Origin of the sequence: Franconibacter helveticus LMG 23732, from assembly GCF_000463115.2 — a bacterium.
GTDB lineage: Bacteria > Pseudomonadota > Gammaproteobacteria > Enterobacterales > Enterobacteriaceae > Franconibacter > Franconibacter helveticus.
Genome location: NZ_AWFX01000049.1, coordinates 13,177 through 34,097, shown reverse-complemented (window position 1 = coordinate 34,097; position 20,921 = coordinate 13,177). Strand labels below are relative to the sequence as shown.

General features: G+C 55.4%; 20 protein-coding genes and 1 pseudogene. 8 read left to right on the top strand and 13 right to left on the bottom strand.

Going from position 1 to position 20,921, the window contains the following annotated elements; genetic code table 11:
• Positions 1 to 116: 116 nt before the first annotated feature.
• The 6 genes and pseudogenes from adrA to DW56_RS15210 all read right to left on the bottom strand — a co-directional run bounded on the left by adrA (position 117) and on the right by DW56_RS15210 (position 4,829).
• Positions 117 to 1,217 (bottom strand): diguanylate cyclase AdrA, encoded by a 1,101-nt coding sequence (gene adrA, locus DW56_RS15230; RefSeq protein WP_024554105.1) that lies wholly within the window; start codon positions 1,215 to 1,217, stop codon positions 117 to 119.
• Positions 1,218 to 1,320: 103 nt separating this feature from the next.
• Complete coding sequence (locus DW56_RS15225) at positions 1,321 to 1,635, bottom strand: PsiF family protein (protein WP_024554104.1); 315 nt, start codon at positions 1,633 to 1,635, stop codon at positions 1,321 to 1,323.
• Between the two features lie 194 nt (positions 1,636 to 1,829).
• Positions 1,830 to 2,085 (bottom strand): annotated as a pseudogene (locus DW56_RS23195) (alkaline phosphatase); the annotation flags it as partial.
• A gap of 167 nt (positions 2,086 to 2,252) precedes the next feature.
• A complete protein-coding gene (gene iraP / locus DW56_RS15220) occupies positions 2,253 to 2,513 on the bottom strand; it encodes an anti-adapter protein IraP (RefSeq protein ID WP_024554103.1) in 261 nt (86 codons plus the stop codon).
• A 247-nt stretch (positions 2,514 to 2,760) separates the two neighbouring features.
• A complete protein-coding gene (locus DW56_RS15215) occupies positions 2,761 to 3,966 on the bottom strand; it encodes a multidrug efflux MFS transporter (protein ID WP_024554102.1) in 1,206 nt (401 codons plus the stop codon).
• A 164-nt stretch (positions 3,967 to 4,130) separates the two neighbouring features.
• Positions 4,131 to 4,829, bottom strand: a complete 699-nt coding sequence (locus DW56_RS15210) for an extensin-like domain-containing protein (protein WP_024554101.1) — start codon at positions 4,827 to 4,829, stop codon at positions 4,131 to 4,133.
• A gap of 131 nt (positions 4,830 to 4,960) precedes the next feature.
• On the opposite strand from DW56_RS15210, the gene ddlA reads away from it, so the two are divergent.
• The gene (gene ddlA / locus DW56_RS15205; RefSeq protein WP_024554100.1) at positions 4,961 to 6,061 is read left to right on the top strand and encodes a D-alanine--D-alanine ligase; all 1,101 of its coding nucleotides are present in this window, start codon (positions 4,961 to 4,963) and stop codon (positions 6,059 to 6,061) included.
• 3 nt (positions 6,062 to 6,064) lie between these two features.
• On the opposite strand, the gene DW56_RS15200 is transcribed toward ddlA, so the two are convergent.
• Positions 6,065 to 6,286: a DUF2754 domain-containing protein gene (locus tag DW56_RS15200; RefSeq protein ID WP_024554099.1), complete on the bottom strand. Its 222-nt coding sequence runs from the start codon at positions 6,284 to 6,286 to the stop codon at positions 6,065 to 6,067.
• 266 nt (positions 6,287 to 6,552) lie between these two features.
• Here DW56_RS15200 and DW56_RS15195 point away from each other — a divergent pair, with 266 nt between their 5' ends.
• Complete coding sequence (locus DW56_RS15195) at positions 6,553 to 6,858, top strand: DUF2755 family protein (RefSeq protein WP_024554098.1); 306 nt, start codon at positions 6,553 to 6,555, stop codon at positions 6,856 to 6,858.
• Here the strand turns inward: DW56_RS15195 and DW56_RS15190 are convergent.
• The 3 genes from DW56_RS15190 to DW56_RS15180 form a co-directional block, all read right to left on the bottom strand.
• Positions 6,855 to 7,976, bottom strand: coding sequence for a DUF1615 domain-containing protein (locus DW56_RS15190; RefSeq protein WP_024554097.1), 1,122 nt, complete (start codon positions 7,974 to 7,976; stop codon positions 6,855 to 6,857). The two genes, DW56_RS15195 and DW56_RS15190, sit on opposite strands and share 4 nt — an antisense overlap.
• Before the next feature lie 114 nt (positions 7,977 to 8,090).
• Positions 8,091 to 9,308 carry a peptide antibiotic transporter SbmA gene (sbmA, locus tag DW56_RS15185; protein WP_024554096.1) on the bottom strand — a complete coding sequence of 406 codons (1,218 nt, stop codon included), beginning with the start codon at positions 9,306 to 9,308 and terminating at the stop codon, positions 8,091 to 8,093.
• A 167-nt stretch (positions 9,309 to 9,475) separates the two neighbouring features.
• Positions 9,476 to 10,009: an isochorismatase family protein gene (locus tag DW56_RS15180; RefSeq protein ID WP_024554095.1), complete on the bottom strand. Its 534-nt coding sequence runs from the start codon at positions 10,007 to 10,009 to the stop codon at positions 9,476 to 9,478.
• 205 nt (positions 10,010 to 10,214) lie between these two features.
• On the opposite strand from DW56_RS15180, the gene ampH reads away from it, so the two are divergent.
• Positions 10,215 to 11,372 carry a D-alanyl-D-alanine-carboxypeptidase/endopeptidase AmpH gene (gene ampH, locus DW56_RS15175; RefSeq protein ID WP_024554094.1) on the top strand — a complete coding sequence of 386 codons (1,158 nt, stop codon included), beginning with the start codon at positions 10,215 to 10,217 and terminating at the stop codon, positions 11,370 to 11,372.
• A 35-nt stretch (positions 11,373 to 11,407) separates the two neighbouring features.
• On the opposite strand, the gene DW56_RS15170 is transcribed toward ampH, so the two are convergent.
• Together DW56_RS15170 and DW56_RS15165 are read right to left on the bottom strand one after the other, a co-directional pair.
• The gene (locus tag DW56_RS15170) at positions 11,408 to 12,043 is read right to left on the bottom strand and encodes a helix-turn-helix domain-containing protein (RefSeq protein WP_234409223.1); all 636 of its coding nucleotides are present in this window, start codon (positions 12,041 to 12,043) and stop codon (positions 11,408 to 11,410) included.
• A gap of 98 nt (positions 12,044 to 12,141) precedes the next feature.
• Positions 12,142 to 14,916, bottom strand: coding sequence for an autotransporter outer membrane beta-barrel domain-containing protein (locus tag DW56_RS15165; RefSeq protein WP_024554092.1), 2,775 nt, complete (start codon positions 14,914 to 14,916; stop codon positions 12,142 to 12,144).
• Positions 14,917 to 15,415: 499 nt separating this feature from the next.
• On the opposite strand from DW56_RS15165, the gene DW56_RS15160 reads away from it, so the two are divergent.
• From DW56_RS15160 to olsF, 4 genes are all read left to right on the top strand, one after another.
• Positions 15,416 to 15,910 (top strand): 2-oxo-tetronate isomerase, encoded by a 495-nt coding sequence (locus DW56_RS15160; RefSeq protein ID WP_024554091.1) that lies wholly within the window; start codon positions 15,416 to 15,418, stop codon positions 15,908 to 15,910.
• A 105-nt stretch (positions 15,911 to 16,015) separates the two neighbouring features.
• On the top strand, positions 16,016 to 16,495 hold the full coding sequence (locus tag DW56_RS15155) for a carboxymuconolactone decarboxylase family protein (protein ID WP_024554090.1): 480 nt from the start codon (positions 16,016 to 16,018) through the stop codon (positions 16,493 to 16,495).
• A 103-nt stretch (positions 16,496 to 16,598) separates the two neighbouring features.
• Positions 16,599 to 17,576 carry a porphobilinogen synthase gene (hemB, locus tag DW56_RS15150; RefSeq protein WP_024562040.1) on the top strand — a complete coding sequence of 326 codons (978 nt, stop codon included), beginning with the start codon at positions 16,599 to 16,601 and terminating at the stop codon, positions 17,574 to 17,576.
• A gap of 363 nt (positions 17,577 to 17,939) precedes the next feature.
• Positions 17,940 to 19,652 (top strand): bifunctional ornithine lipid synthase OlsF, encoded by a 1,713-nt coding sequence (gene olsF / locus DW56_RS15145; protein ID WP_024554696.1) that lies wholly within the window; start codon positions 17,940 to 17,942, stop codon positions 19,650 to 19,652.
• Between the two features lie 119 nt (positions 19,653 to 19,771).
• Here olsF and asr read toward each other — a convergent pair whose 3' ends face one another.
• On the bottom strand, positions 19,772 to 20,167 hold the full coding sequence (gene asr / locus DW56_RS15140; RefSeq protein WP_029589956.1) for an acid resistance repetitive basic protein Asr: 396 nt from the start codon (positions 20,165 to 20,167) through the stop codon (positions 19,772 to 19,774).
• 211 nt (positions 20,168 to 20,378) lie between these two features.
• On the opposite strand from asr, the gene DW56_RS15135 reads away from it, so the two are divergent.
• Positions 20,379 to 20,921, top strand: a complete 543-nt coding sequence (locus DW56_RS15135; protein WP_024554694.1) for a GNAT family N-acetyltransferase — start codon at positions 20,379 to 20,381, stop codon at positions 20,919 to 20,921.

Genomic DNA, 20,921 nt, shown 5'->3' with positions numbered 1-20,921 from the left:
CTCCTGATTTTTATTGTGCGTCGGCGCGGCTGCTCCGCCACGTTGCGCGAGAAAAACGTGACGCAGCGCTAAGTTAAGCCTGGCAGAGATAAACGGGTGAGCAAACGCAGGGGCGATCAGGCGGCGACTTCAGTACGGTTGCGGCCCGCTTTTTTGGCTTTATACAGGGCGTTATCCGCCGCTTTCAGCCATTCGCGGTAGTGCGTCATTTGCGGCGTTAAAGGCGCGACGCCGACGCTGATGCGCACGCGCAATTCAGGCGCGCAGTCAAAGCGGTAATCATCAAGATGTTCATGTACGCGATGCATAGCGGCAATGGCGCTTTGTACGGAGGTGCCGGTCATGAAAACAGCAAATTCATCGCCGCCGAAGCGGCCAATCACATCTGTGGTGCGCAGGGTGAGCTGTAAATGCTGGGTGATCGCCAGAATGGCTTCATCGCCGACATCGTGCCCGTAAGTGTCGTTAATAGACTTGAAATGATCGAGATCGATAAGCAACAGCGTGGACACCCGCTGGTAGCGCCGGCAGTTATCAAATTCATTATGCAGCAAGTGTTCCCAGTGGCGGCGGTTATAAACGCCGGTCATGCCATCGCGGGTGCTGAGCAACTGGAGCCTGCGCTTACGTTCGGCAAGGTTAATGGCGGTGCGGTAAGTCACAAAGCCGAAAAAGACCGGGTAAATAAGCAGCGCAGGCAGGCAGATCCACATCTCAAGCGGCGTGGTGGTAATATCCACCGGCAGGTTGATTATCGCAAGGGTGGTAAAGCAGGCCGCGGCCTGCAACAAAAGGCCGACCAGAAAGAGCTTTACGCCGCCCGCCCCCATGTTGTTCATGTTAACCATCATCAGGATAAGGATCGACGGCAGCGCGTTTAGCCCTGTTACTGCGATCCAGACGCCGCCCATCACGGCATCAAACGTCAGGTTGCGCTGTTCAGCCGCTTTTGGGTTCGCCGCGCGGTCCGCCAGCAACCAGGCGAGATGCGGCCAGATAAACGCGTAAACCGACAACACCAGCCACCACCAGCCGGAGAGCGGTTGAGTGAGTAGAATCGGGGCGAGAAAAAGAAAACTAATGCCGTGTCCCACGGTGCGCGGCAGCCAGATACGGCGTGCGAAGCGTTGCCCCGAGCGCAGATAGTCATCCGTAGGGCGCGCCTGGTTGCGGGCCTGCGAGGAGATCCAGCGGATAAATATCTGTTGTTGGTTCATTTTCTCGGGACGGTTGTGCAACATTGCCCAAAGTATAAGAAGAGGGCAAACGGGCCGAGTATGAAATTTCGGGTGAGCGTTTTTACCCGGTCACCCGTAAGAACTACCCGTCAAATGGCGCCATACACTCGCTAATCGCACGGCGGCGCGCGTCGACATCCAACTGGTTTGCCTGCCTGCGGCATTTGTTCATTTGCTGCTGACGGGGCGTAAGGCTTTTCTCGCCGGGGGCGCTCTGACGGTTGCGTAAACAGTTTCGAAGGTAGGTTTCACGGGCCTTGCCGGTTATTTGCGCGGCGGTAGCCTGCTGGTTGCAGGTTGTGCGGGAAGAAGGCGGCAGAACCGACCGTTCGGCGGCATAGTCGGGGCCGGAGGAGAGCATCCCCATCACCAGCGTGGTCAGCAGCGTCGTTTTCATTCTTCCTCCAGCAAGCGTGAATTGCGCTTTAAGCCTGGGCAGAAGAGGAGAAAAACACCACCGGAGAGCATCAGGAATGCTTACCCGGTAACAGTTTTTATAACGGCACGAAAGGGGGTTTCATGAGGGTAAAGAGAAGGTTTTCGCCCGTTAAGCCCACTACAGGCAGGCTGAAGACAGCAACACCCTGTTGTATCAACGCAATAGCAGATGAAATACCCTGTAAAAGGCAGCGCATTCATGCTTTTAAAAAGCCGCCGGCACCCTCGGCGTGATGGCGCGCTGCCGTTATTCCCGATCGTCCATCCCGTTGCCGGTGAGTAAAATACGCTTTTTCGCGGGCTTATTATTTAATAACGCACGCAACGCTTTAGTTTGATTGCTCGTAAGACGACATGCATCGCCTGGCTGAGTAATATCTTTTTGCGCCGCCCGTTTTTTTGAAACGGGCATTTACGCGTACGCTTTACTTGCCGCGCTGAACCACTCTGGAATGAAAGCAATCGTTATCGCCCTCTTTTTTACTCTGCTAACTTCCTTTTAAAAAGAAATAAAAAAGAGAGACGATAAAAACAAATTATGACGATCTCATAACAGAGTATGAGGCCGTTAACTGACTAGCTTCTGGGGTGCCGCAAAAGCTTTTTTAGATATTGGTTGAGTAATTCGCTGTCGCGATGGGGAACCTCGCTTGGCGGATTCACTTCCCGCAAGGCGTCTTCAATGCCCTGGATAAGCGCATCCTGCTCTTTTTGCTCCATCCGGCGCAGCATAGCAGTCACGACAATCTCCAGCGCCTCGACCTGGGCCACCAGCTCTTTTGACTCTTCCTCTTTTTGTGCAAGCTTGACCAGCAATTCGGCAATAAGATTTTTCATAACCCAATTCCCTTAGTTAATATCGGGGGAAAGTTATCACCCCGCTTGCCGGTTGCAAAGTAAAAAAATCGTTATTTTTATATTAATTTAATAGAAGTGTGGCGCGGCACAAAAAATGATCAACGGCAGAACATTTTTATTATTTAAGGTAAATCCCCGGAAAGTTTGACCCTATAAAAAATGCATATTAAATAATGAAAAGCCGCTCAGTAAATCCCAAAGCATTATATATCATTGCGTTATCTCCTCATTTTTGCGCAGCGCTTAGCCTGCGCTGACGCAGCGCCCAGGCAAGCTGAACCACATTAACCAGCACGACCAGGGCGGTGGCGATGAACACCCAGCGGTAGCCCGCCATCGCCGATATCCCTGCCCCCATGAGCGGGCCGAGCACATTGCCGAGGTACATAAACGACTGGTTATAGCCGAAGATACGCCCCGTGACCTGATCGCTTGAGTATTTTACTAACAGCGTTTGCACTGCCGGCAACATGGCGCCATCCGCAAAGCCCAGTAAAAAGCGCAGCACGGCAAGCTGCGTGGGCGATGTCACAAACGACATAGCGAAAAAGAGCGCGACGGCGAAAACAAGCGTCGCCATCAACACCCGGGCGGTGCCGATGCGGTCGCCCAGTTTGCCCAGCCGCGGCGCGGAAAGCAGCGCCGAGACGCCGGGCACAGCAGCGATCATCCCACTCAGAAAAGCGATATTCGTGCTCTCTGGCGACAACGCCTTGATAAACAGCGCCAGTATCGGGCTGATGGAACCGTTGCACAGTTGAATAACCATGGTAGTGACGAAGAGGCTAATAACCAGCTTCGGATAGGGCAGCGAGGCGAATACGGCCTTGCCGGAAAGCCGCTGCGCTTTGCTGACGCTGACGCGCGCCCCTTCTTTGATCAGCAACAGCGTCACCAGGAAGCTAATCATCAACAAAAGCGCCGTGACGAAAAAAACGGTGCGCAGGCCAAGATGATCCGCCAGGAAACCGCCCATCAACGGGCCGCAAATTACGCCGCTGATTTGCGCCGTGGAGAGCGTACTGAGCGCCCAGCCGCTGCGTTCACGCGGCACCTGCGAGGCCACCAGCGCCATGGCGTTGGGAATATAGCCTGAGGTGAGCCCCATAATGGCCCGCAGGAAAAAGAGTTGCCAGACGTTAGTGGCGAAGGCCTGAAGCAGAATCGCTATCGCCATGCCGAGCGAGGCGCGCAGCAGCATGAGCTTGCGCCCTTTGCGATCGGCAAGGCTGCCCCACATTGGCGAGACGATGGCCGAAACCAGAAAGGTGACGCTGAAGGTTAAGCCCGACCACATCGACAGGGCTTCATGAGACGTCACGCCCAACTGGGCGACGTAAAGCGGCAGGAACGGGAGGATTTGACTGATGGCAAGGCCGGTAAAAAAGCAGCCGAACCAGACCGAGATAATATTGACCTTCCAGGATTCCATACGCCTACGACACAATAAATTGATGAATATAATCCACCATACCAGCCCGTTTCTGCGCTGGTGTGGCATCCTTTGCGCTGCCAATCATTTCAGAATTTTATCTTCCAGAATGAACTATTTGTGATATTTATCACACAAACCGGGGCCGCAACGCCGCTTTTTCGCTAGCGGCAGATACCAAAGCCGCGCATGCCTAAATGAAAATGGTTAGCGTGGGCGGCGTTATAATCCGGGCCCAGCGCGTTGCCGAAAAAAGGGCAGCTCTGGTTAAAGAGCGCGCGCAGCGTCTCTCCCCGCGCGTTTTGCTCGTCCCACCCCTTCAGCACGGTTACCTGCTGGCCGTTGGCAAAGCGAAAGCCGCTGATATCGAGCGCATCCGCCGTAGCGTGTTCGCTTAAACGCGCGCCAGGGCGATTATAAATATTACGGCAGGCGTAGCTGCCTAAGTGATCGATGCGTGTCAGTTCGCTTTTCATTAGGACGGCGGCGACGGGCTTCGCGCGCTGATGAACGAACATGGCGCTGCTGAGCGCCAGCGGGCAACTGGCGAGAAACGAACTGCTGAGCCCTACGTCGCCAAAGCGCGTAACGCGTACCGGGGCGTCGAGCGGGCATTTCCCCGCCACATTATTTTGCTCGCGAAAGCTTATCATCCCCTGCTCGCCTGCCTGCTTAAGGATGGCGAGGCAAGCCTGCGGATCGCTGGCCATCTGGCGCAGTTTGTAGCGGGTGACCATGGTGGGCGGGTCGCCGGGTGAAAGCGGCGCAAATGGGTTGTACCAGTCCGGTAGCCAGTGGTACAAGCTATACGCGACAAGCGCCGCTAACCCCAGTCCCGCCACTGCGCCTCCTGCTTTCGCCATGCGCTCTCCCTTTCGTTTTATCAGAGTTCTGAGTATAGCCGTCTCTTCCCGACGCACCGCAGGAAGGGCATGAAACGCATCTTATCGCGTGCTATGTTGTCAGCTTTGGTCAGTATTGGATGGATTGTGTAATGGCAAAACTGCGCGTGGGCATCGTCTTTGGCGGAAAATCGGCGGAGCATGAAGTGTCGCTTCAGTCGGCGAAAAATATCGTCGACGCCATAGATAAAGAAAAATTCGAAGTCGTGCTGCTGGGGATTGATAAACAGGGACAGTGGCACGTTAATGAAGCGTCGGGTTATCTGCTGAACGCTGACGACCCTGCGCGTATCGCGCTTCATCGCTCGCAGAAAAATGTCGCGCTGGTGCCGGGCCTGAGCGAAGCGCAACTGATTGAAGCAGACAACCGCCAGACGCTGGATCAGGTGGATGTGATTTTCCCTATCGTGCACGGCACGCTCGGCGAAGATGGCTCGTTGCAGGGCATGCTGCGTATGGCCAACCTGCCCTTCGTCGGTTCCGGCGTGCTGGGTTCGGCGGTGAGTATGGATAAAGATGTGGCCAAGCGCCTGCTGCGCGACGCAGGCCTGAACGTCGCCCCTTTTGTGACGCTCACCCGCGTCAGCCGCAACCGCGTAAGCTTCAGCGAGCTGGAGGAAAAATTCGGTCTGCCGCTGTTTGTGAAGCCGGCAAACCAGGGTTCATCCGTAGGCGTCAGCAAAGTGACCAGCGAAGCGCAGTACCACGAAGCGGTGGCGCTGGCGTTTACGTTCGACCATAAAGTTGTGGTGGAGCAAGGCATCAAAGGGCGTGAGATAGAGTGCGCGGTGCTTGGCAACGACGAACCGGAAGCCAGCGTCTGCGGCGAAGTGGTAGTGAACGATGAGTTCTACTCCTACGACACCAAATACATTGACGATAAAGGCGCGCAGGTGGTGGTTCCCGCCGCGCTCGCCCCTGACATCAACGATAAAATTCGCGCTATCGCCCTTCGCGCTTACCAGGCGCTGGAGTGCTGCGGCATGGCGCGCGTCGATGTTTTCCTGACGGCGGATAACGAAGTGATTATTAATGAAATCAATACGCTGCCGGGGTTTACCAACATCAGCATGTACCCGAAACTGTGGCAGGCAAGCGGGCTTGGCTATCAGGCGCTTATCACCCGTTTGATTGAGCTGGCGCTGGAGCGCCACCGCGCTGACAGCGCGCTGAAAAGCACGATTACCCGTTAAGCGTTATTCCTGCGCCGCGCCCGGTTTCTCTTCGTCCGGGCGCCGGCGAATAATCAGTCCCGCCAGCCAAAAGCCAATCACCCAGGTCACCAGGCCTACGGCATAGTTTTGCCAGCCTTTCGTTTCAAAGCCCAGCAGGCCGATAATTCCGTTAAGAATAAAAATGAGTCCAATCGCAAAGGCGTAATAGTGCCAGTCGCGGCGGATTTTCACAGGCAGGTTCATTGCGGCTCCGGGAGGAAAAAAAGCCATCATCGCACAACTTATTCAGGCTGTCTGTGGCCCAGGTCGCGGTGGTTGGGGAAAATCTGAAATGTTACCTGTTGATTAATAAAGTTACGTAAATGTGAGTATCTACATAAAACTGACATCCAGGAGTAATCTTCCCCTGAAATTACCAGAAATCCGATATTGACATTTACTAACTCCTGTCAAACTCACCTTAGTCAGCTGGCATAACGCCAGCGTGCAGGTACACCCCGGAGGTCTGTATGGCAGAGATTATGTTATCGAAGCCTGGCTTTGCCAGGAAACAACGCGAAACAACCCTGCCTGGCAATATCGCTTATGCCGTGTTTGTGCTGTTCTGCTTTTGGGTGGGCGCGCAAATACTGAACCTGCTGGTTCATGCGCCAGGCGTGTTTGACCATCTGATGCAGATGCAGGAAAACGGTCGGCCCCGCATAGAAATGGGGCTGGCGGTGAGCACGCTGTTCGGCGTGGTTCCTTTTCTGCTGGGTTGCGTCATGGCGGGCGCTTTTGCGCTTTATTTGCGCCTGCGCCGCCGCTATTTCTAACCCTTCTTCATACAACGGACCCGACGCTCGTCCACGCGTTTAGCAAACCAGGCGGTGGTTAAATTGCGGGTGATCTTCGGGCTCTCCAGCTGGATGCCAGGCAGCATCTCCCTCGCCAGTTTTCTTCCCGTCTTCTGTTCGGCCAGTTGGTAGACTTTTTCATAGAGATCGGTCTTCTCGAAATCCAGGCTGTCGCCCTTGCTGAGCGCGCGGTGAATAGCGCTTTCGCTCATATCCAGCTTGCCTGAAAGCTTGCGCACGGCAAGCTCTGTCTTGCCCGGCTCGTCGCTGTTGTAACGAATTAAGTCGCCGTCCAGCGCCAGCTTCACGCCGCTTGCCTTGCTGACCGCATTCTGAAAGGCGGCGTTGCGGCTGGCATACCAGCCCGCGTTAAAATCGGCAAAGCGATAAAGCGGCTGGGTATAGCTCGCCGGATAGTTAAGCAAATGATATGTGCCGAACCAGAGTCCGCCGCGCCGGGTAAAGACCTCCTGGCGCACCGTACCCTCTATTTTGTACGGGTAGCCGCGCTCGTGCTGCTCGGCGAAGGCAATGCTTACCTGCATCGGTCCGCCGGTATGCACCGGGTTGAGATTGCCGAAAAGCGTCTGGCCAAGCGGCACCATGCCGATAAAGTCGTCAAAAATGGCGCTCAGCTGTTTTTCCGTTTTTACATTATCAAGCCGCTCGCTGTAGCTTTTGCCGTTGGGCGATTTGATAAGCAGCGCGGTGCGCACCACAAAAGCGGGAATGTGCAGCTTCCCGGCGCGACGCTCGATCTCCTGCCAGGCGATTTTATTCAGCCCCGGCACGGCCGGGTCCGCCTGATAGTTCGCCTCCTGCTCCGCCACGGCGAGCACGGAGCAGATGTTCTCCTCCGTCGCCGGCAGCTTCTGGCTTTCAAAGGCGGTGGCGATATCTTTCGCCCAGCCGTCCCGGTCCTTCACGCTCGCCGGCATTTTTTGTTTCACCACGGCTTTCACATCCAGCGGCTTCGCCTTTTCCGCCGTTGGTTCGCTTGTTTTACTGGTGCAGCCTGCCAGCGCCAGAAAAGCCGCCAGACCAAGCGCAAGAGAGAGCCGCGACGGGCGCGCGGCGAGAGGGAGCGCGTTTTCCATACCGTTCCTGTTTCGTCGTGAAAGTGCGCCCGAGCGTAACATTTTCACCCAGGCGGGAAAATCGGAATCGGCTGGCGTTGCGGCGTAGAAAACGCCCCCGGAGGGGCGTCGTGATTACAGCGCCTGCTGTGGTTCGTTAAGCGGCGCGTTATCCAGCTCGCGCTCAAAGCTGCGCAGACGTTTATAGATGGACATTAACTCGACAAGCGTTGTCCAGGAGCTGATCAGATACTGGAACGAGCCGCGCACCTGGCCGAACACGTTGTTGATCTGCTGCATCAGGCCAAGCGTGATGGCGCCGGAAACGATAGACGGGAACAGCAAAAACAGGCCGAACACGTTATCGACCTGCAAATACAAAATGCGGGCAATGTTGAAATACATGTAATGAAAATAGAGGCGGAAATAGTTGCGCCGCACGTTGTTAAACAAATCGCGCACCGTTGGCGGCGTGGCGCGGGTTGGGTCGTCTTCGCCATAAACCAGCTCTTTACGGTAGGCGGCTTCCACGCGCTGGTTTTTAAACTCCAGCCCTGGCAGCTTTATGCCCACCGCCGCCAGCAGCCCCGTGCCGAGCAGCGACCAGACAATAGCGGCAATCACCAGACCGTAAGGCACATGCCCGATAATCGGCAGCTCCTGCACGTGCGGAGACAAGGCCACCAGCACTGGCAGAAAAGCGATAAGCGTCATCACCGCGCTGATAAAGCTCACGCCCATATCTTCAAGCGTTGAAGCGAAACGCATGGTGTCTTCCTGCACGCGCTGCGCGGCGCCTTCGATATGGCGCAACCGCTGCCAGTGCGCCATATAATATTCGTTCATCGCCGTACGCCAGCGAAACACGTAATGGCTGATGAAAAAGTTATTCAGCACGCCCACGACCACGGCTATCAGCGCAATACCGAGAAACACGGCCACTTCATGGTAAAACTGCTCAATTTTTACCTTATGCGGCGCGCTTAACGCCGTCTGGATAAGGTCATAGAAAGGCGCATACCAGGCATTGACCGCCACGCCCACTTCCACCAGAAACCAGGTGACGAAAATAATCAGCGCCGAGCCGAGAATCGACCAGTATTGCCAGCGGTGCGGGCTGTAGAGCATCCAGAAAAGCGCAAAAACGCCGACGCAGAAGGCGTAATAAGCGTAAAAGGTGAGATAGTTCACCGACCAGAAACGCGCGGCGCTAATCGGCACCTCTTTTTCCGCGCCGGTAAGACGCAGCAGCCAGTCGCCGCCGCCCGCCTGCCAGAAAATGACGGCAAGCATCGCCCAAATAAAGGCCGACACGAAAAAAGCGGTCGGCCGGGGGAAAAAAGATTTAAACATGACTTACTCCTGCACTTCTGATTGTTATCGCCTTGCTGCGCTTCATTTTCGCCGTTTTTTATTCAGGACGGCGTTAGCTTACCTAAAACCGTTTGTCAGGCGCGGTCAATTTGTTGCGAAAAATAAAGGCCGCCGCGCCGCGCCTGTTGAGACAAAACGTGAAAAGGTTAGTTCGCCTGCCAGGCGGCAAGAATTTGGCTCACCGGCAACACCTGCGGCGGATTCGCCGGGGCGATAAACGATCGCCAGACATCGTTATAGTGGCGAATCAGCACATCGGCGGGCGCCGCCGCACGGTTGGCGGTGGTATGCGCATCTTCTGCTACGGTAATGCGATAACCCCGGCTGACGCCGTTTTTAAAGGTGGCATCCACGCAGTAATCCGTCGCGCAGCCGCAAAGCACAAAATCGCGGATGTTCTGCTCGCGCAGCAGGGCTTCGAGCGAAGTGCAGTAAAAGGCGTCGCAGGCGGTCTTCGTCACGTAAAAGGCGTCTGCGGGCTGGTTTAGCTCCGGCAAAAGCGCGAAATCGTCACTTCCCTCCCGCAATTCATCCTCTGCGGTATGCTGAATGAAGATAACCATGTCTGCCGCCTGGGTAAGCGCGTTGATCCGTGCGGTACACCCTTCCCGGTCAGAACGCGGCGTGGTGAAAACGCCATTTTGCATATCGACGACGATAACGGCGCGACGGCTTTGCATGAAAGACTCCTTAACGGCTAACAAGATAAACGTGCACCTACCATAACGTAACGGCCAGAAAGGGCGAACCCCGGCCAAAGAAAAAACGCTGTAATTACTCGTCGTTACGCTTTTTCACGATTTATGGCGCTTATCGGCCCTTTGCACAACGGCGCAGAGTAGTATAAATAGCCTTTACCCTTTAATGACTCTGTGGATCCGTCCGTTGAAACGTTGCCTGTTTTTTTTCGCCGCGCTGACTGCCGCGGTTATGCCTGCGGCCCAGGCCGCCTCAGCCTCCCCCGATCCGGTTTTCGCTTCTGAAATTGTCGATCGTTATGCCAACCATATTTTTTACGGCAGCGGCGCTACCGGCATGGCGATGGTGGTGATTGATGGAAACCAGCGCGTCTTTCGCAGCTTCGGCGAAACCCGCCCCGGCAACAATGTGCGTCCGCAGCTTGATTCGGTTATCCGCATTGCCTCTTTGACCAAACTGATGACCAGCGAAATGCTGGTAAAGCTTCTCGATCAGGGCGTCGTGCAGCTTAACGATCCGCTCAGCAAATATGCGCCTGCCGGCGCGCGCGTGCCGACGTATCAGGGCAAACCCATTACGCTTGTGAATCTTGCTACCCATACCAGCGCCCTGCCCCGCGAGCAGCCCGGCGGCGCGGCCCACCGGCCGGTATTTGTCTGGCCGACACGTGAGCAGCGCTGGAACTGGGTGAGCCAGGCGAGCCTGAAAGCGGCGCCAGGTTCTGTCGTTTCCTATTCCAATCTGGCGTTTGACTTGCTGGCGGATGCCCTCTCCCGGGCGGCAGGGAAACCTTATGCGCAGCTGTTTGAGGAGCAAATCGCCCGTCCGCTCGGCATGAAAGACACGACTTTCACGCCATCGCCCGACCAGTGTAAGCGGCTGATGGTGGCGGAAAAAGGCGCCAGCCCATGCAATAACACGCTGGCGGCTATCGGCAGCGGCGGCGTTTACTCCACGCCAGACGACATGATGCGCTGGATGCAGCAGTTTCTCGCCTCCGACTTTCACTCCCGCAACGCGCAGGCGGACCGGATGCAAACCCTGATTTACCAGCGTGCGCAGTTCACCCGTGTCATCGGCATGGACGTGCCGGGCCGTGCGGACGCGCTGGGGCTGGGCTGGGTTTATATGGCGCCGAAAGCGGGCCGTCCCGGCATTATTCAGAAAACGGGCGGCGGCGGCGGCTTCATTACTTATATGGCGATGGTGCCGCAAAATAATGTCGGCGTTTTTGTGGTGGTGACGCGCTCGCCGTTAACCCGTTTTGTGAATATGAGCGACGGCGTTAACGATCTGGTCACGGAACTGAGCGGCAACAAACCATTGCCATCGCCAGCGCTTTGACATAAACCGGCCATGCGGGCAGCAACCCCGCATGGTCAATAATTATTCGGCAAGCGGTTAACCGCAATTAATTTCCCTTTGCTCATTTCAATGTAATTTCCTTTGCGCAACGCGGCGAGAATCTCTGCAATGACGGAACGGGAAATATGGGTTCTTTTTTGTATAAAGTTAATCACGCCAATCTTTGATCGTATCTCTTTATCCCAGTCTGCCATTATTAATAACGTAGAGCGGATTTGCGCATAGGTACTGGCGCCCGTAAAACATGCATCCCGCCATTCAAATATCCGCATTTGCCAGGCTTGCCAGTGGGAATACGCCTTCCATAATTGATGCTTATCAATTTGTTCAAAAGCCAGGTCGACAGGCAAATAGAATCCCTTACAACGCGTTTCGGTGACCATATGATATTGTTGTGTTGTAGGAATGAGATCGTTGGCAAAAGTCAGCAGGACGGGGGACGAAACCAGTTCCAGCAACAGCTCGTTTGATTCACGATAAATACTCAGGCTGCCATGTTGCAAAAACCAGCAATAATGTTCTCCTTTTTCGTCGTTAAACCGGATAGTTTCTTTCGGCGGAATATCAAAATTTTTTGCTGCCGGGGCCAGGCCCGTGCGCAACATTTCCAGATAATTGACAGGCTTGATGAAACTAATCACTTTACTCATCCATGATTTGTATATGAATGCCCATCCATTCCTGGATGGGCATTTTTACTCCTGAAATAGCACTTTTCAGCCGAGGCGCATCTGCTGAAAAAGCACTGTTACCAGGTATATTTGACCCCTACGTTGGCCGCCCAGTCCTGATCGACATCGCCACCGCCAAGGTAGTTAACATCAGCGTAGCTGCTAAAGTTTTTGGTGAAGCTGAACTGGCCGCCCAGACCCGCCCGTACTGCGGAGCCTTCCACGCCATTATCAATGCTGTCGCCGTTAACATCAGCGCTGTTGCTGTTTGCATCATCATAGACATAAGCCAGTTTGGCATAGGGCATAAACGCCTGATCGTTGCCGTAGCTGACGGTATAGCCCAGATCCAGGCCCAGCTCATAACGCAGGCTGTCGTAAGACTGGCTGTCAACATCCATGCCGTTGCTAAGCTGGTAATCATCGCCATCCTGGAACAGGCCGGAGATAGCGGCATACGGAGTCAGATAACCTTGCGGGTTAAACTGCCAGTCGTAGCCCGCTTTCAGGCCAAAGCCCCAGGCGTCGGTAGAGATATCGCCATTCACCGCCGCGCCGTTGCTCATTACCGCGCTCAGGTCGTTGCTGTAGTGGCTGTAGCTCAGAGTGGTATCGATAAAGACGTTATTGCTAAAGCGCCCGGAGGTGTAGAAGCGCGCAGACTGGCTGTCCTGATCGACCTGGCCGCTGTGGTCGCTGATGTCGCCCTTGGCAAAGCCCGCCGCGGCGCCCACTGTCCATTTGGCCATGTTGCCGTCGATTTGTTTATCCAGGCCGACCATAATGCCGTTAACGTCCTGATCGTAATCCAGCGTGTGGGTGTCGGCATTATAGTTGCCGCCGAAATAGCTCACCCATGCGCCGCCCGTATCCCCTGCCGTGTGTCGACCCTGCGCCAGGCGAGTTGCGAGCGTGTCCTGCTCCAGGTTCCAGATATTGGTGTTGGCGGAAGGAATACTCAGCGCCATGTTGGCGTAATCGGTTAATTCCTGCTGTTCCAGCACCACCGTATCGCCCTGCTGCTGCGCTTCATAGGTGTACGCGCCGAGATCGGCCTTGTTCGCCGCCGTGAAGGTGGCGGAGGTGGCGGCGTCATTATCATAAACGCGGATCACCTCGTTATTTTTATAATCCGCGATTGCGCCCGCGCCGGTGGCGTTATCAATGCGCACGGCGTAGTTGCCCGCCACGTCGCCGTTTACCGCCAGATGCCCGTCGGCATTCAGGGCGATAACGCCATAGTCATAGTCCGCGCTATGTATATCGTTGGTCACGTAACGCACGTTGTTGAGATCTGAATTTAACGTGTAGTCGCGGCTCGCCACGTTAAACACGCCGCCGTCGGTCAATTGCAGATTACCGGTATCAAGCTGGCCCAGCCCCAGCGCCAGTTGAGCGCCGTTGTCCACGGTAACGGTATTGGCCTTCAGTTCTGCCGTCTCTTCGGTGAGAGTGAGCTGGCTTAAGGTGTCGAGAGTCAGATGATCGGTTGCGACCGCGCCGGAATCGCCAATGTTCAGCGAGGAAGCATTGCCGAGCGCGATGCTGTCCGCCAGCAACGAGGAGTCTTCCACATTCACCTGGGAGCGGTTGTTCACCGTCAGGGTATCGATATTGGACGCTTTACGGGTGTCCCACTCCGAGCCGTTATCCAGCGTGACATTGAAAAGGCCGCTCTGGTAGACCGCATTGCCGACCACATGGCCTGCTTCGTCAAAGGCGCTGTCGTTGTTTTCCACGCCATAGACGGAAGTCGGCCACAGGCTGTTGGGCTGGTAATCATACAGTTCTGCGGTAGCTTCCACGCTGGAGATAGCCGCGCCCACCCATTTGCTGCCGTTGGTCAGCGTCAGATCCAGACGGTCGGTGTTATCCCAGCCGTTAGAATCCGCCACGCCGTCGCCGTTAACGTCATAGGCATCGACATGGGTAAAGGTGTTGTCGCCGTTGTCGATATCGTAGCCGCCGAAGTTTTCATCGAAGCTGCTGACGAACACCACATCCCCCGTCAGCGTGGAGTGGTCAAACGAGGCGGTCGTTTGCATGGCGTTGTCGGCGTCGGCACTGGCGACGACGGTCAGCGCGGCATCATCCAGCGTAGCGCTGTTGCTGTAGTCGCTGGCTTTATCGCTGCGGCCATAGAAGCCATTCGTACCCTCATCGCTCCATGAGCCGGAGGTCAGGACGGAATCTTTGACCACCAGGGTATTATTAAAGATTTCGTTGCTGTTTACGCCGCCGACGGTCGCGACATTTTCATAATCTTCCCACTCATATCCCTGCGTCAGGGTAATACCCGCGACGTGCGAATTATTCTGGATAACAATATCGGATTCCTGATCCAGGGTGATCGCCGTACCGAGGTCGTAAACGTCCACTGACGCAGTGTTATAACTGCTGCCATTCGCCGCATAATAATTAAAATGCTCGAAGTCATCGTCAATGGTGGAATTATCCACGTTCAGCGCCAGGCGATCGTAAACATAATCAGAGCCACGCGTACCGCAGTCCGTGGTCATACAGGCAGATGTCACCATGCCATGAATTGTACTGTCTTTAATCGTTAATGCGTTCGAATTATTATTAACGCCGTTGTCATTATCCAGATACCAGGTGGAGATAACGCCGTTTACCGCCGCGCTATTGATGGCCGGATAAATATTACCATCAAGGGTATCTACATTATTCCAGCCAGCATAGCCTTGATATATTACTTCGCCGTTAATACCGTCGTAATAAAACGTATCATACGTGGTACCAGAAATATCTTTAGCAGAGGCCTGAGAAGCGATTGCCATAGTACAGGCCAATGCCAGTTGAGATAATACTAGTTTCTTTTTCCAGGAGTGCATTAGTCATCCCTCCTCAGGGACGTAATCAAAGTTGGTCCATCAATTAACAATGCAGCCAGCATATATGAATAACGCTGGCCTGATGATTATGCGGCCCGGAACAGAAAAGGTTCAATTGCTGATTACCGGTTGTCCGCTTTCATACCTGTTACAATTAAACGCTTTCAAAATAAATACATATCCTTTATGTATTACCTCTTTTGAGGTACTTAATGAATAAATAATGGGTCAGTCATTAGTTGAACCAATAATAAGTAAATACGCACTGCCCTCTGCAATCCTGTAAACAGCGCTTTATTAAAACATAAAAAAGACACACGCCGTGTATCTTTATATTGCTTTAACTTATTTTTTATGCCGCTAAATTTATTATTAATAAAAATAAGAAGACCAAAATGATTGGTTAAATCAATCCAATTCTTAGCGAATAAAGCGGACGCGCGGGTTACTCCGCCAGTTTCATCTATACTTTAAACGGTTCTGGATAGAGGAGATAAAAATGAGCGATGCTATTGAACGCGCTACCACCAAAGTTAAAGATTATCTTCGCGCAAAGGGCTTAAAACTCGCGACGGCGGAGTCCTGCACCGGCGGGCTTATCGCCTACTCTCTTTGCGCCACTGGCGACACCACCGATTTCTTTTCCAGCGGCTTCACCACTTACACCAATAAAGCGAAGCACAATATGCTGGGCGTGAGCGAAGAGACGCTGCGTCTTTATACCGCCGTCAGCGAACAAACCGTGAAAGAGATGGCGCAGGGCGCGCGCGACCGCTCCGCAGAAGATGTGAGCTTATCCGTGAGCGGCTATGCCGGGCCGGACGGCGGTGAAGACGGTACGCCCGCCGGCACGGTCTGGTTCGGCTGGGCGCTAAACGATGGCAGCGTTGTGGCGGAAAAGCGCCATTTCAACGGCGACCCGGAAACGGTGATCAATCAGGCAGCGGCGTTTGCGCTTGAGCGCCTTGTTGAATTGCTGAAAGAGCGCGAGTAAGCCTGCCTTATGGTCTGCCTGAAAAGCCCAAACTTGGCACTATAAGGCAGACCATGCTCCCGGCAAAATGACGTCCGTTCATTCAAACACGTCGGGAGAACCACCATGTCACAACGTCTTAACTACTTCCAGGCCGCGGGCGATCTGGCGAACAAGTGTATGGAACTCAGTGCCGCGCTTAGCCGCAAGCCGGTGATAAAAGAGCTGGGGCAGCTTATTATGCTGCGCGCCTCGCAGCTTAATGGCTGCGCCTTCTGCGTGGATATGCATGTGAAAGAGGCGAGAATGCACGGCGAGCGCGAGCTGCGTCTGCATCATGTCGCCGTCTGGCGTGAATCTACCCTCTTTTCAGCCCGCGAGCGCGCCGCGCTTGGCTGGACCGAAGCGTTAACCCGCCTGACCAACCGGGAGGTGTCAGATGAGGAATGGATTGCCGTGCGGGAATATTTTACCGAAGAAGAGATTGCGCAAATCAGTTTCCAGATAGCGGCCATCAACAGCTGGAACCGTATGGGCGTGGCGTTTCGCACCGTGCCCGGCTCTGCGGATGCCGCTTACGGGCTGGATAAAGCGGGTCTTAACTGACGCCGAAAGGCCAGGGATGGCCGTTTAGCGACCATAATCGTAAAACGCCGGCAAATTATTCGGGTAAAATAAGGGTCTTTCTGGCAGATAAAAGATAATGACCATGTCCGATTTTTCCCTGATTTCCCGTCCGCGCCGCCTGCGCAAATCGCCCTCGCTGCGCGCCATGTTTGAAGAAACCACGTTAAGCCGCAGCGATCTGGTGCTGCCTATTTTTGTTGAAGAAGGGCTGGACGACTACAAGCCCATCGCCGCCATGCCGGGCGTGGTGCGCATTCCTGAGAAATACCTTGCGAAAGAGATTGAGCGCATCGCCAAAGCGGGCATCCGCTCGGTAATGACCTTTGGCATTTCTCACCACACCGATGAGTGCGGCAGCGACACCTGGAACGAAAACGGTCTGGTGGCGCGGATGTCCCGCATCGCTAAAGAGGCGGTGCCGGAAATGGTCGTTATGTCCGATACCTGCTTTTGTGAATACACTACGCACGGCCACTGCGGCGTGCTGTGCGACCACGGCGTCGATAACGACCAGACGCTGATTAACCTTGGCAAGCAGGCTGTCGTCGCGGCGGCGGCGGGCGCCGACTTCATCGCCCCTTCCGCAGCGATGGACGGCCAGGTGAAGGCGATTCGCCAGGCGCTGGACGCAGCGGGCTTTACCGACACCGCCATCATGTCTTACTCCACCAAGTTCGCCTCTTCTTTCTACGGCCCGTTCCGTGAAGCGGCGGGCACTGCGCTGAAAGGCGACCGCAAAACATACCAGATGAGTCCGATGAACCGCCGCGAGGCGATTCGCGAATCGCTGCTCGACGAAGCGGAAGGCGCAGACGCGCTGATGGTTAAACCCGCTGGCCCTTATCTTGATATCCTGCGCGATATCCGCGAGCGCACTACGCTGCCGCTCGGCGCCTATCAGGTAAGCGGCGAATACGCGATGATCAAATTTGCCGCCCAGGCGGGCGCCATCGACGAAATCAACGTCACGCTGGAAAGCCTGGGCGCAATTAAGCGCGCTGGCGCCGATCTTATCTTTACCTACTTCGCGCTCGATCTGGCGGAGAAAAACATCATTTAAGCGTGATAAAAGCGGCCTGCGGGCCGTTTTTTCTTTGAAACCGAAAAACAATCGTATCTGGCAGTGAAAATCGGTTTCTTCTGCGTAAAATAGCTCACTGCATCCCCCGTCAAAAAAGAGCCCGCTCGCCAGCGCAGCTATGGTTAACATTTACGCTACAACACAAATCAACCGCTACCAAAACCACCTTTTTTACTAAGTTAACCTGTTTTTATAGCGCGCTTAATTTTTCCAGTTGCTATAACGCCTTAAACTTTCAATCTTGCTTTTTACTCGCGCTGTGACGTTACCGTCATCAGCCTGACACGGCGCCGTCATCTTTACTGGTTATGTTCACCCTCGTTAACGCGAGGAGAGCCTGGCATGTTCAGCATCGACGACGTTCTGCACGACCTGTACCCCCAAAACAGCACTTCCCCCTGGCTTAAACGCGTATTAAAAAAACTGCTTCACGAAGAGGAATTTCAGGCCTTCGCCGCCCGCCATCGCCATCTGAAAGGGCTGGATATGGTGGAGCAGGTGCTTGAGCATCTGCACATTCGCTGCGATATCGCTGCCAGAGAGCTGGAGCAAATCCCCGACAGCGGGCCGCTGGTTGTGGTGGCGAACCACCCTACCGGTACCCTCGACGGCCTTGTGCTGCTTTATGCGCTTTCCCGCGTGCGGCGGGATGTCAAAGTCGTGGCTAACCGCATGCTGAGCCACCTTGAGCCGCTCTCTTCGCTGTTTATCGCCGTGGATAACCTTGGCAACCGCACCCGCAAAAGCGCCGTCAGGCAGATGGAAGCGCAGCTTGAGCGCGGCGGGGTGCTGCTCTTTTTCCCGGCAGGGGAAGTATCGCGCCCGGCGGCGCAGGGCATCGTGGATAAAACCTGGAACCCGGGATTTGTGAAGCTCGCCAGCCGCTATCGCGCCACCGTGCTGCCTGTGCATCTGGGCGGGCGCAACAGCCTCGCTTTTTATAGCGCCTCGCTGCTATCGCCAGGCCTTGCCATGCTGATGCTGATTGGCGAAATGTTTCGCAAGCGCGGTGACACGCTGCCCGTCACCATTGGCGAGCGTATCCCGTGGCGTTACTGGCATGAGCCTGACGCCGCAACAAAAGAGACGGCGGCGCGTTTTCGCCAGCATGTGTTGCGGCTGGGCCAGGGCCGCAAGGGCGTTTTTCGCAGTGAATGCGCTATAGCGCGGCCGGAAGACCGGGCTACGCTGCGCCACTCGCTCGCGCAGGCGGAAGTGCTTGGCCAGACGCCGGACGGCAAAACAATTTACCTCTGGCAGCGGCAAGGGGCGGAAGAAGCGCCGGTACTGCGGGAGCTGGGACGGTTGCGGGAGATCGCTTTTCGCGCCGTTGGCGAAGGCAGCGGCAGACGCCGTGACGTTGACCGTTATGACGACGATTATCAACACCTGATCCTCTGGGATGACGCCGCGCTGGAAATTGTCGGCGCCTATCGCTTCACCCCCTGCGCCGATCTAGTGGCGCAACATGGCCCCGAGGCGCTCTACAGCCACACGCTTTTTCACTATGACGACAGAATGCGCGCGGTGTTAAGCCAGGGAATTGAGCTGGGACGCAGCTTTATTCAGCCGCAATACTGGGGACGACGCGGGCTGGATTACCTGTGGAGCGGCATCGGCGCTTATCTGGCGCGGTATCCGCACTATCGCTACCTGTTTGGCCCGGTATCGATTTCCGGCGGGCTGCCGCCTGCGGCGCGCGATTTACTGGTGGCCTTTTACCGGCTCTGGTTCCCGGCGTCTGAAGCGCTGGCCGCCTCCCGCTGTCCTTATCCCGTTTCGCTGCCCGAAGCGCTGGCGCAGTTCAGCGGCGAGGATTATGTAGAAGATCTGACGCGCCTGAAATCACTGCTTGGCAACCTCGGCTGCGGCATACCGCCGCTTTACAAACAATATTCGGAGTTGTGCGAGCCAGGCGGCGTGCAGTTTATCGATTTCGGCAGCGACCCGGCGTTCAACAACTGTGTGGACGGGCTGGTGCTGGTCGACTTAACGCGCCTTAAAGCATCCCGGCGCGACCGCTATATCGGCGCGCACCAGCCAATGCCGCGATAAACACGGCGTCTCTTCCCGGCGGCCTTTGAAAGCGCGTTACGCGCTGAATTTACGCCGTAAAACCCATAAAAAAACACCCGGCGAACCGGGTGTTTTGCGGGGGGACGAACGAATGAAACTTACGCGGCAGGCTGAGCGGCCGGTTTAGCGGCGGTGTGTTTTACCGCTTTTTTGTGATGCTTTTTGGCCGCCTGCGCTTTCTGCTCTACCGGTTTCTGCGCGGTAGTGGCCGCCGCTTTTTTGTGGTGCTTTTTAGCCGCCTGCGCTTTTTGCTCTACCGGTTTCTGCTCGGTAGTGGCAGCCGCTTTTTTGTGGTGCTTTTTAGCCGCCTGCGCTTTTTGCTCAGCCGCTTTTTTATGCGCTTTCTTGTGATGGGTTTTCGCCGCCGGGGCTTTTGCCGGCGCGGCGGTAGTGGTGGTCGCCGTCGGCGCTGGCGCAGCCGCGTTATCTGCGGCGAAAGCGGCGGCAGACAGGCCCATGGTCGCAGCAACAATCAGTGCTAATACTTTTTTCATCTCTTTACCCTCAACGTTGTTTGTTCGCTACCCCACTGCGGGGCCGTTGAAGTCACTATAGAGAAGCCGCGCCGTCGCTTCCGTGAGTGATTGGTATCGGCGTGTAACGGATTGTACAAGCCGCGCTTCCCTTTGTTCAGGTAGCTATTTTCTGGCGGCGTTTCAGGTTAAAAAAAGAAGCCTGTTCACCTGATCGGAGCGCTAAATAAACGTGATAATCCATTCTCAACGCTTGCTGTTTCGCCCTGTGACCGAAGCAGACACCGACGCGCTTTTTCGCATCTACGGCGACCCGGCGACCAACGCTTTTAACCCTGCCGGGCCTCACCCCAGCCGCGCGCATTCCGCAAGCGTGATGGCGCGCTGGCTAAACCACTGGCATGAAAAAGGCTTTGGCGACTGGGCGATAGCGGCTGTCGGGTCGCCTGAGCACATTCTCGGCTTCGGCGGCCTGAACGTTATTCATTCCGGCGGGCAGTGGATGAACAACCTTGGCTACCGTTTCGAAACAGACGCCTGGGGGAAAGGCTACGCCACGGAGTTCGCGAGGCATGCCGTACGCTACGGTTTTGAAACGCTGAACCTGAGCGAAATTTCAGCGCGGGTACGCCAGCATCATCTCGCCTCGCAGAACGTGCTGCTGAAGGCGGGGCTGGCGCACACGGGCACCATAGACGACGTCGCAGGCGCGCCGCCGAGCCTGCTGTTTTGCCTGAACGCCGCCGACTGGCGTCAGCGGCAAATCTTGCGCTAA

Coding starts and splice junctions, on each gene's coding strand:
- adrA (WP_024554105.1), bottom strand. CDS start 1,217: ATGAACCAACAACAGATATTTATCCGCTGGATCTCCTCGCAGGCCCGC.
- DW56_RS15225 (WP_024554104.1), bottom strand. CDS start 1,635: ATGAAAACGACGCTGCTGACCACGCTGGTGATGGGGATGCTCTCCTCC.
- iraP (WP_024554103.1), bottom strand. CDS start 2,513: ATGAAAAATCTTATTGCCGAATTGCTGGTCAAGCTTGCACAAAAAGAG.
- DW56_RS15215 (WP_024554102.1), bottom strand. CDS start 3,966: ATGGAATCCTGGAAGGTCAATATTATCTCGGTCTGGTTCGGCTGCTTT.
- DW56_RS15210 (WP_024554101.1), bottom strand. CDS start 4,829: ATGGCGAAAGCAGGAGGCGCAGTGGCGGGACTGGGGTTAGCGGCGCTT.
- ddlA (WP_024554100.1), top strand. CDS start 4,961: ATGGCAAAACTGCGCGTGGGCATCGTCTTTGGCGGAAAATCGGCGGAG.
- DW56_RS15200 (WP_024554099.1), bottom strand. CDS start 6,286: ATGAACCTGCCTGTGAAAATCCGCCGCGACTGGCACTATTACGCCTTT.
- DW56_RS15195 (WP_024554098.1), top strand. CDS start 6,553: ATGGCAGAGATTATGTTATCGAAGCCTGGCTTTGCCAGGAAACAACGC.
- DW56_RS15190 (WP_024554097.1), bottom strand. CDS start 7,976: ATGGAAAACGCGCTCCCTCTCGCCGCGCGCCCGTCGCGGCTCTCTCTT.
- sbmA (WP_024554096.1), bottom strand. CDS start 9,308: ATGTTTAAATCTTTTTTCCCCCGGCCGACCGCTTTTTTCGTGTCGGCC.
- DW56_RS15180 (WP_024554095.1), bottom strand. CDS start 10,009: ATGCAAAGCCGTCGCGCCGTTATCGTCGTCGATATGCAAAATGGCGTT.
- DW56_RS15170 (WP_234409223.1), bottom strand. CDS start 12,043: ATGAGTAAAGTGATTAGTTTCATCAAGCCTGTCAATTATCTGGAAATG.
- DW56_RS15165 (WP_024554092.1), bottom strand. CDS start 14,916: ATGCACTCCTGGAAAAAGAAACTAGTATTATCTCAACTGGCATTGGCC.
- DW56_RS15160 (WP_024554091.1), top strand. CDS start 15,416: ATGAGCGATGCTATTGAACGCGCTACCACCAAAGTTAAAGATTATCTT.
- DW56_RS15155 (WP_024554090.1), top strand. CDS start 16,016: ATGTCACAACGTCTTAACTACTTCCAGGCCGCGGGCGATCTGGCGAAC.
- hemB (WP_024562040.1), top strand. CDS start 16,599: ATGTCCGATTTTTCCCTGATTTCCCGTCCGCGCCGCCTGCGCAAATCG.
- olsF (WP_024554696.1), top strand. CDS start 17,940: ATGTTCAGCATCGACGACGTTCTGCACGACCTGTACCCCCAAAACAGC.
- asr (WP_029589956.1), bottom strand. CDS start 20,167: ATGAAAAAAGTATTAGCACTGATTGTTGCTGCGACCATGGGCCTGTCT.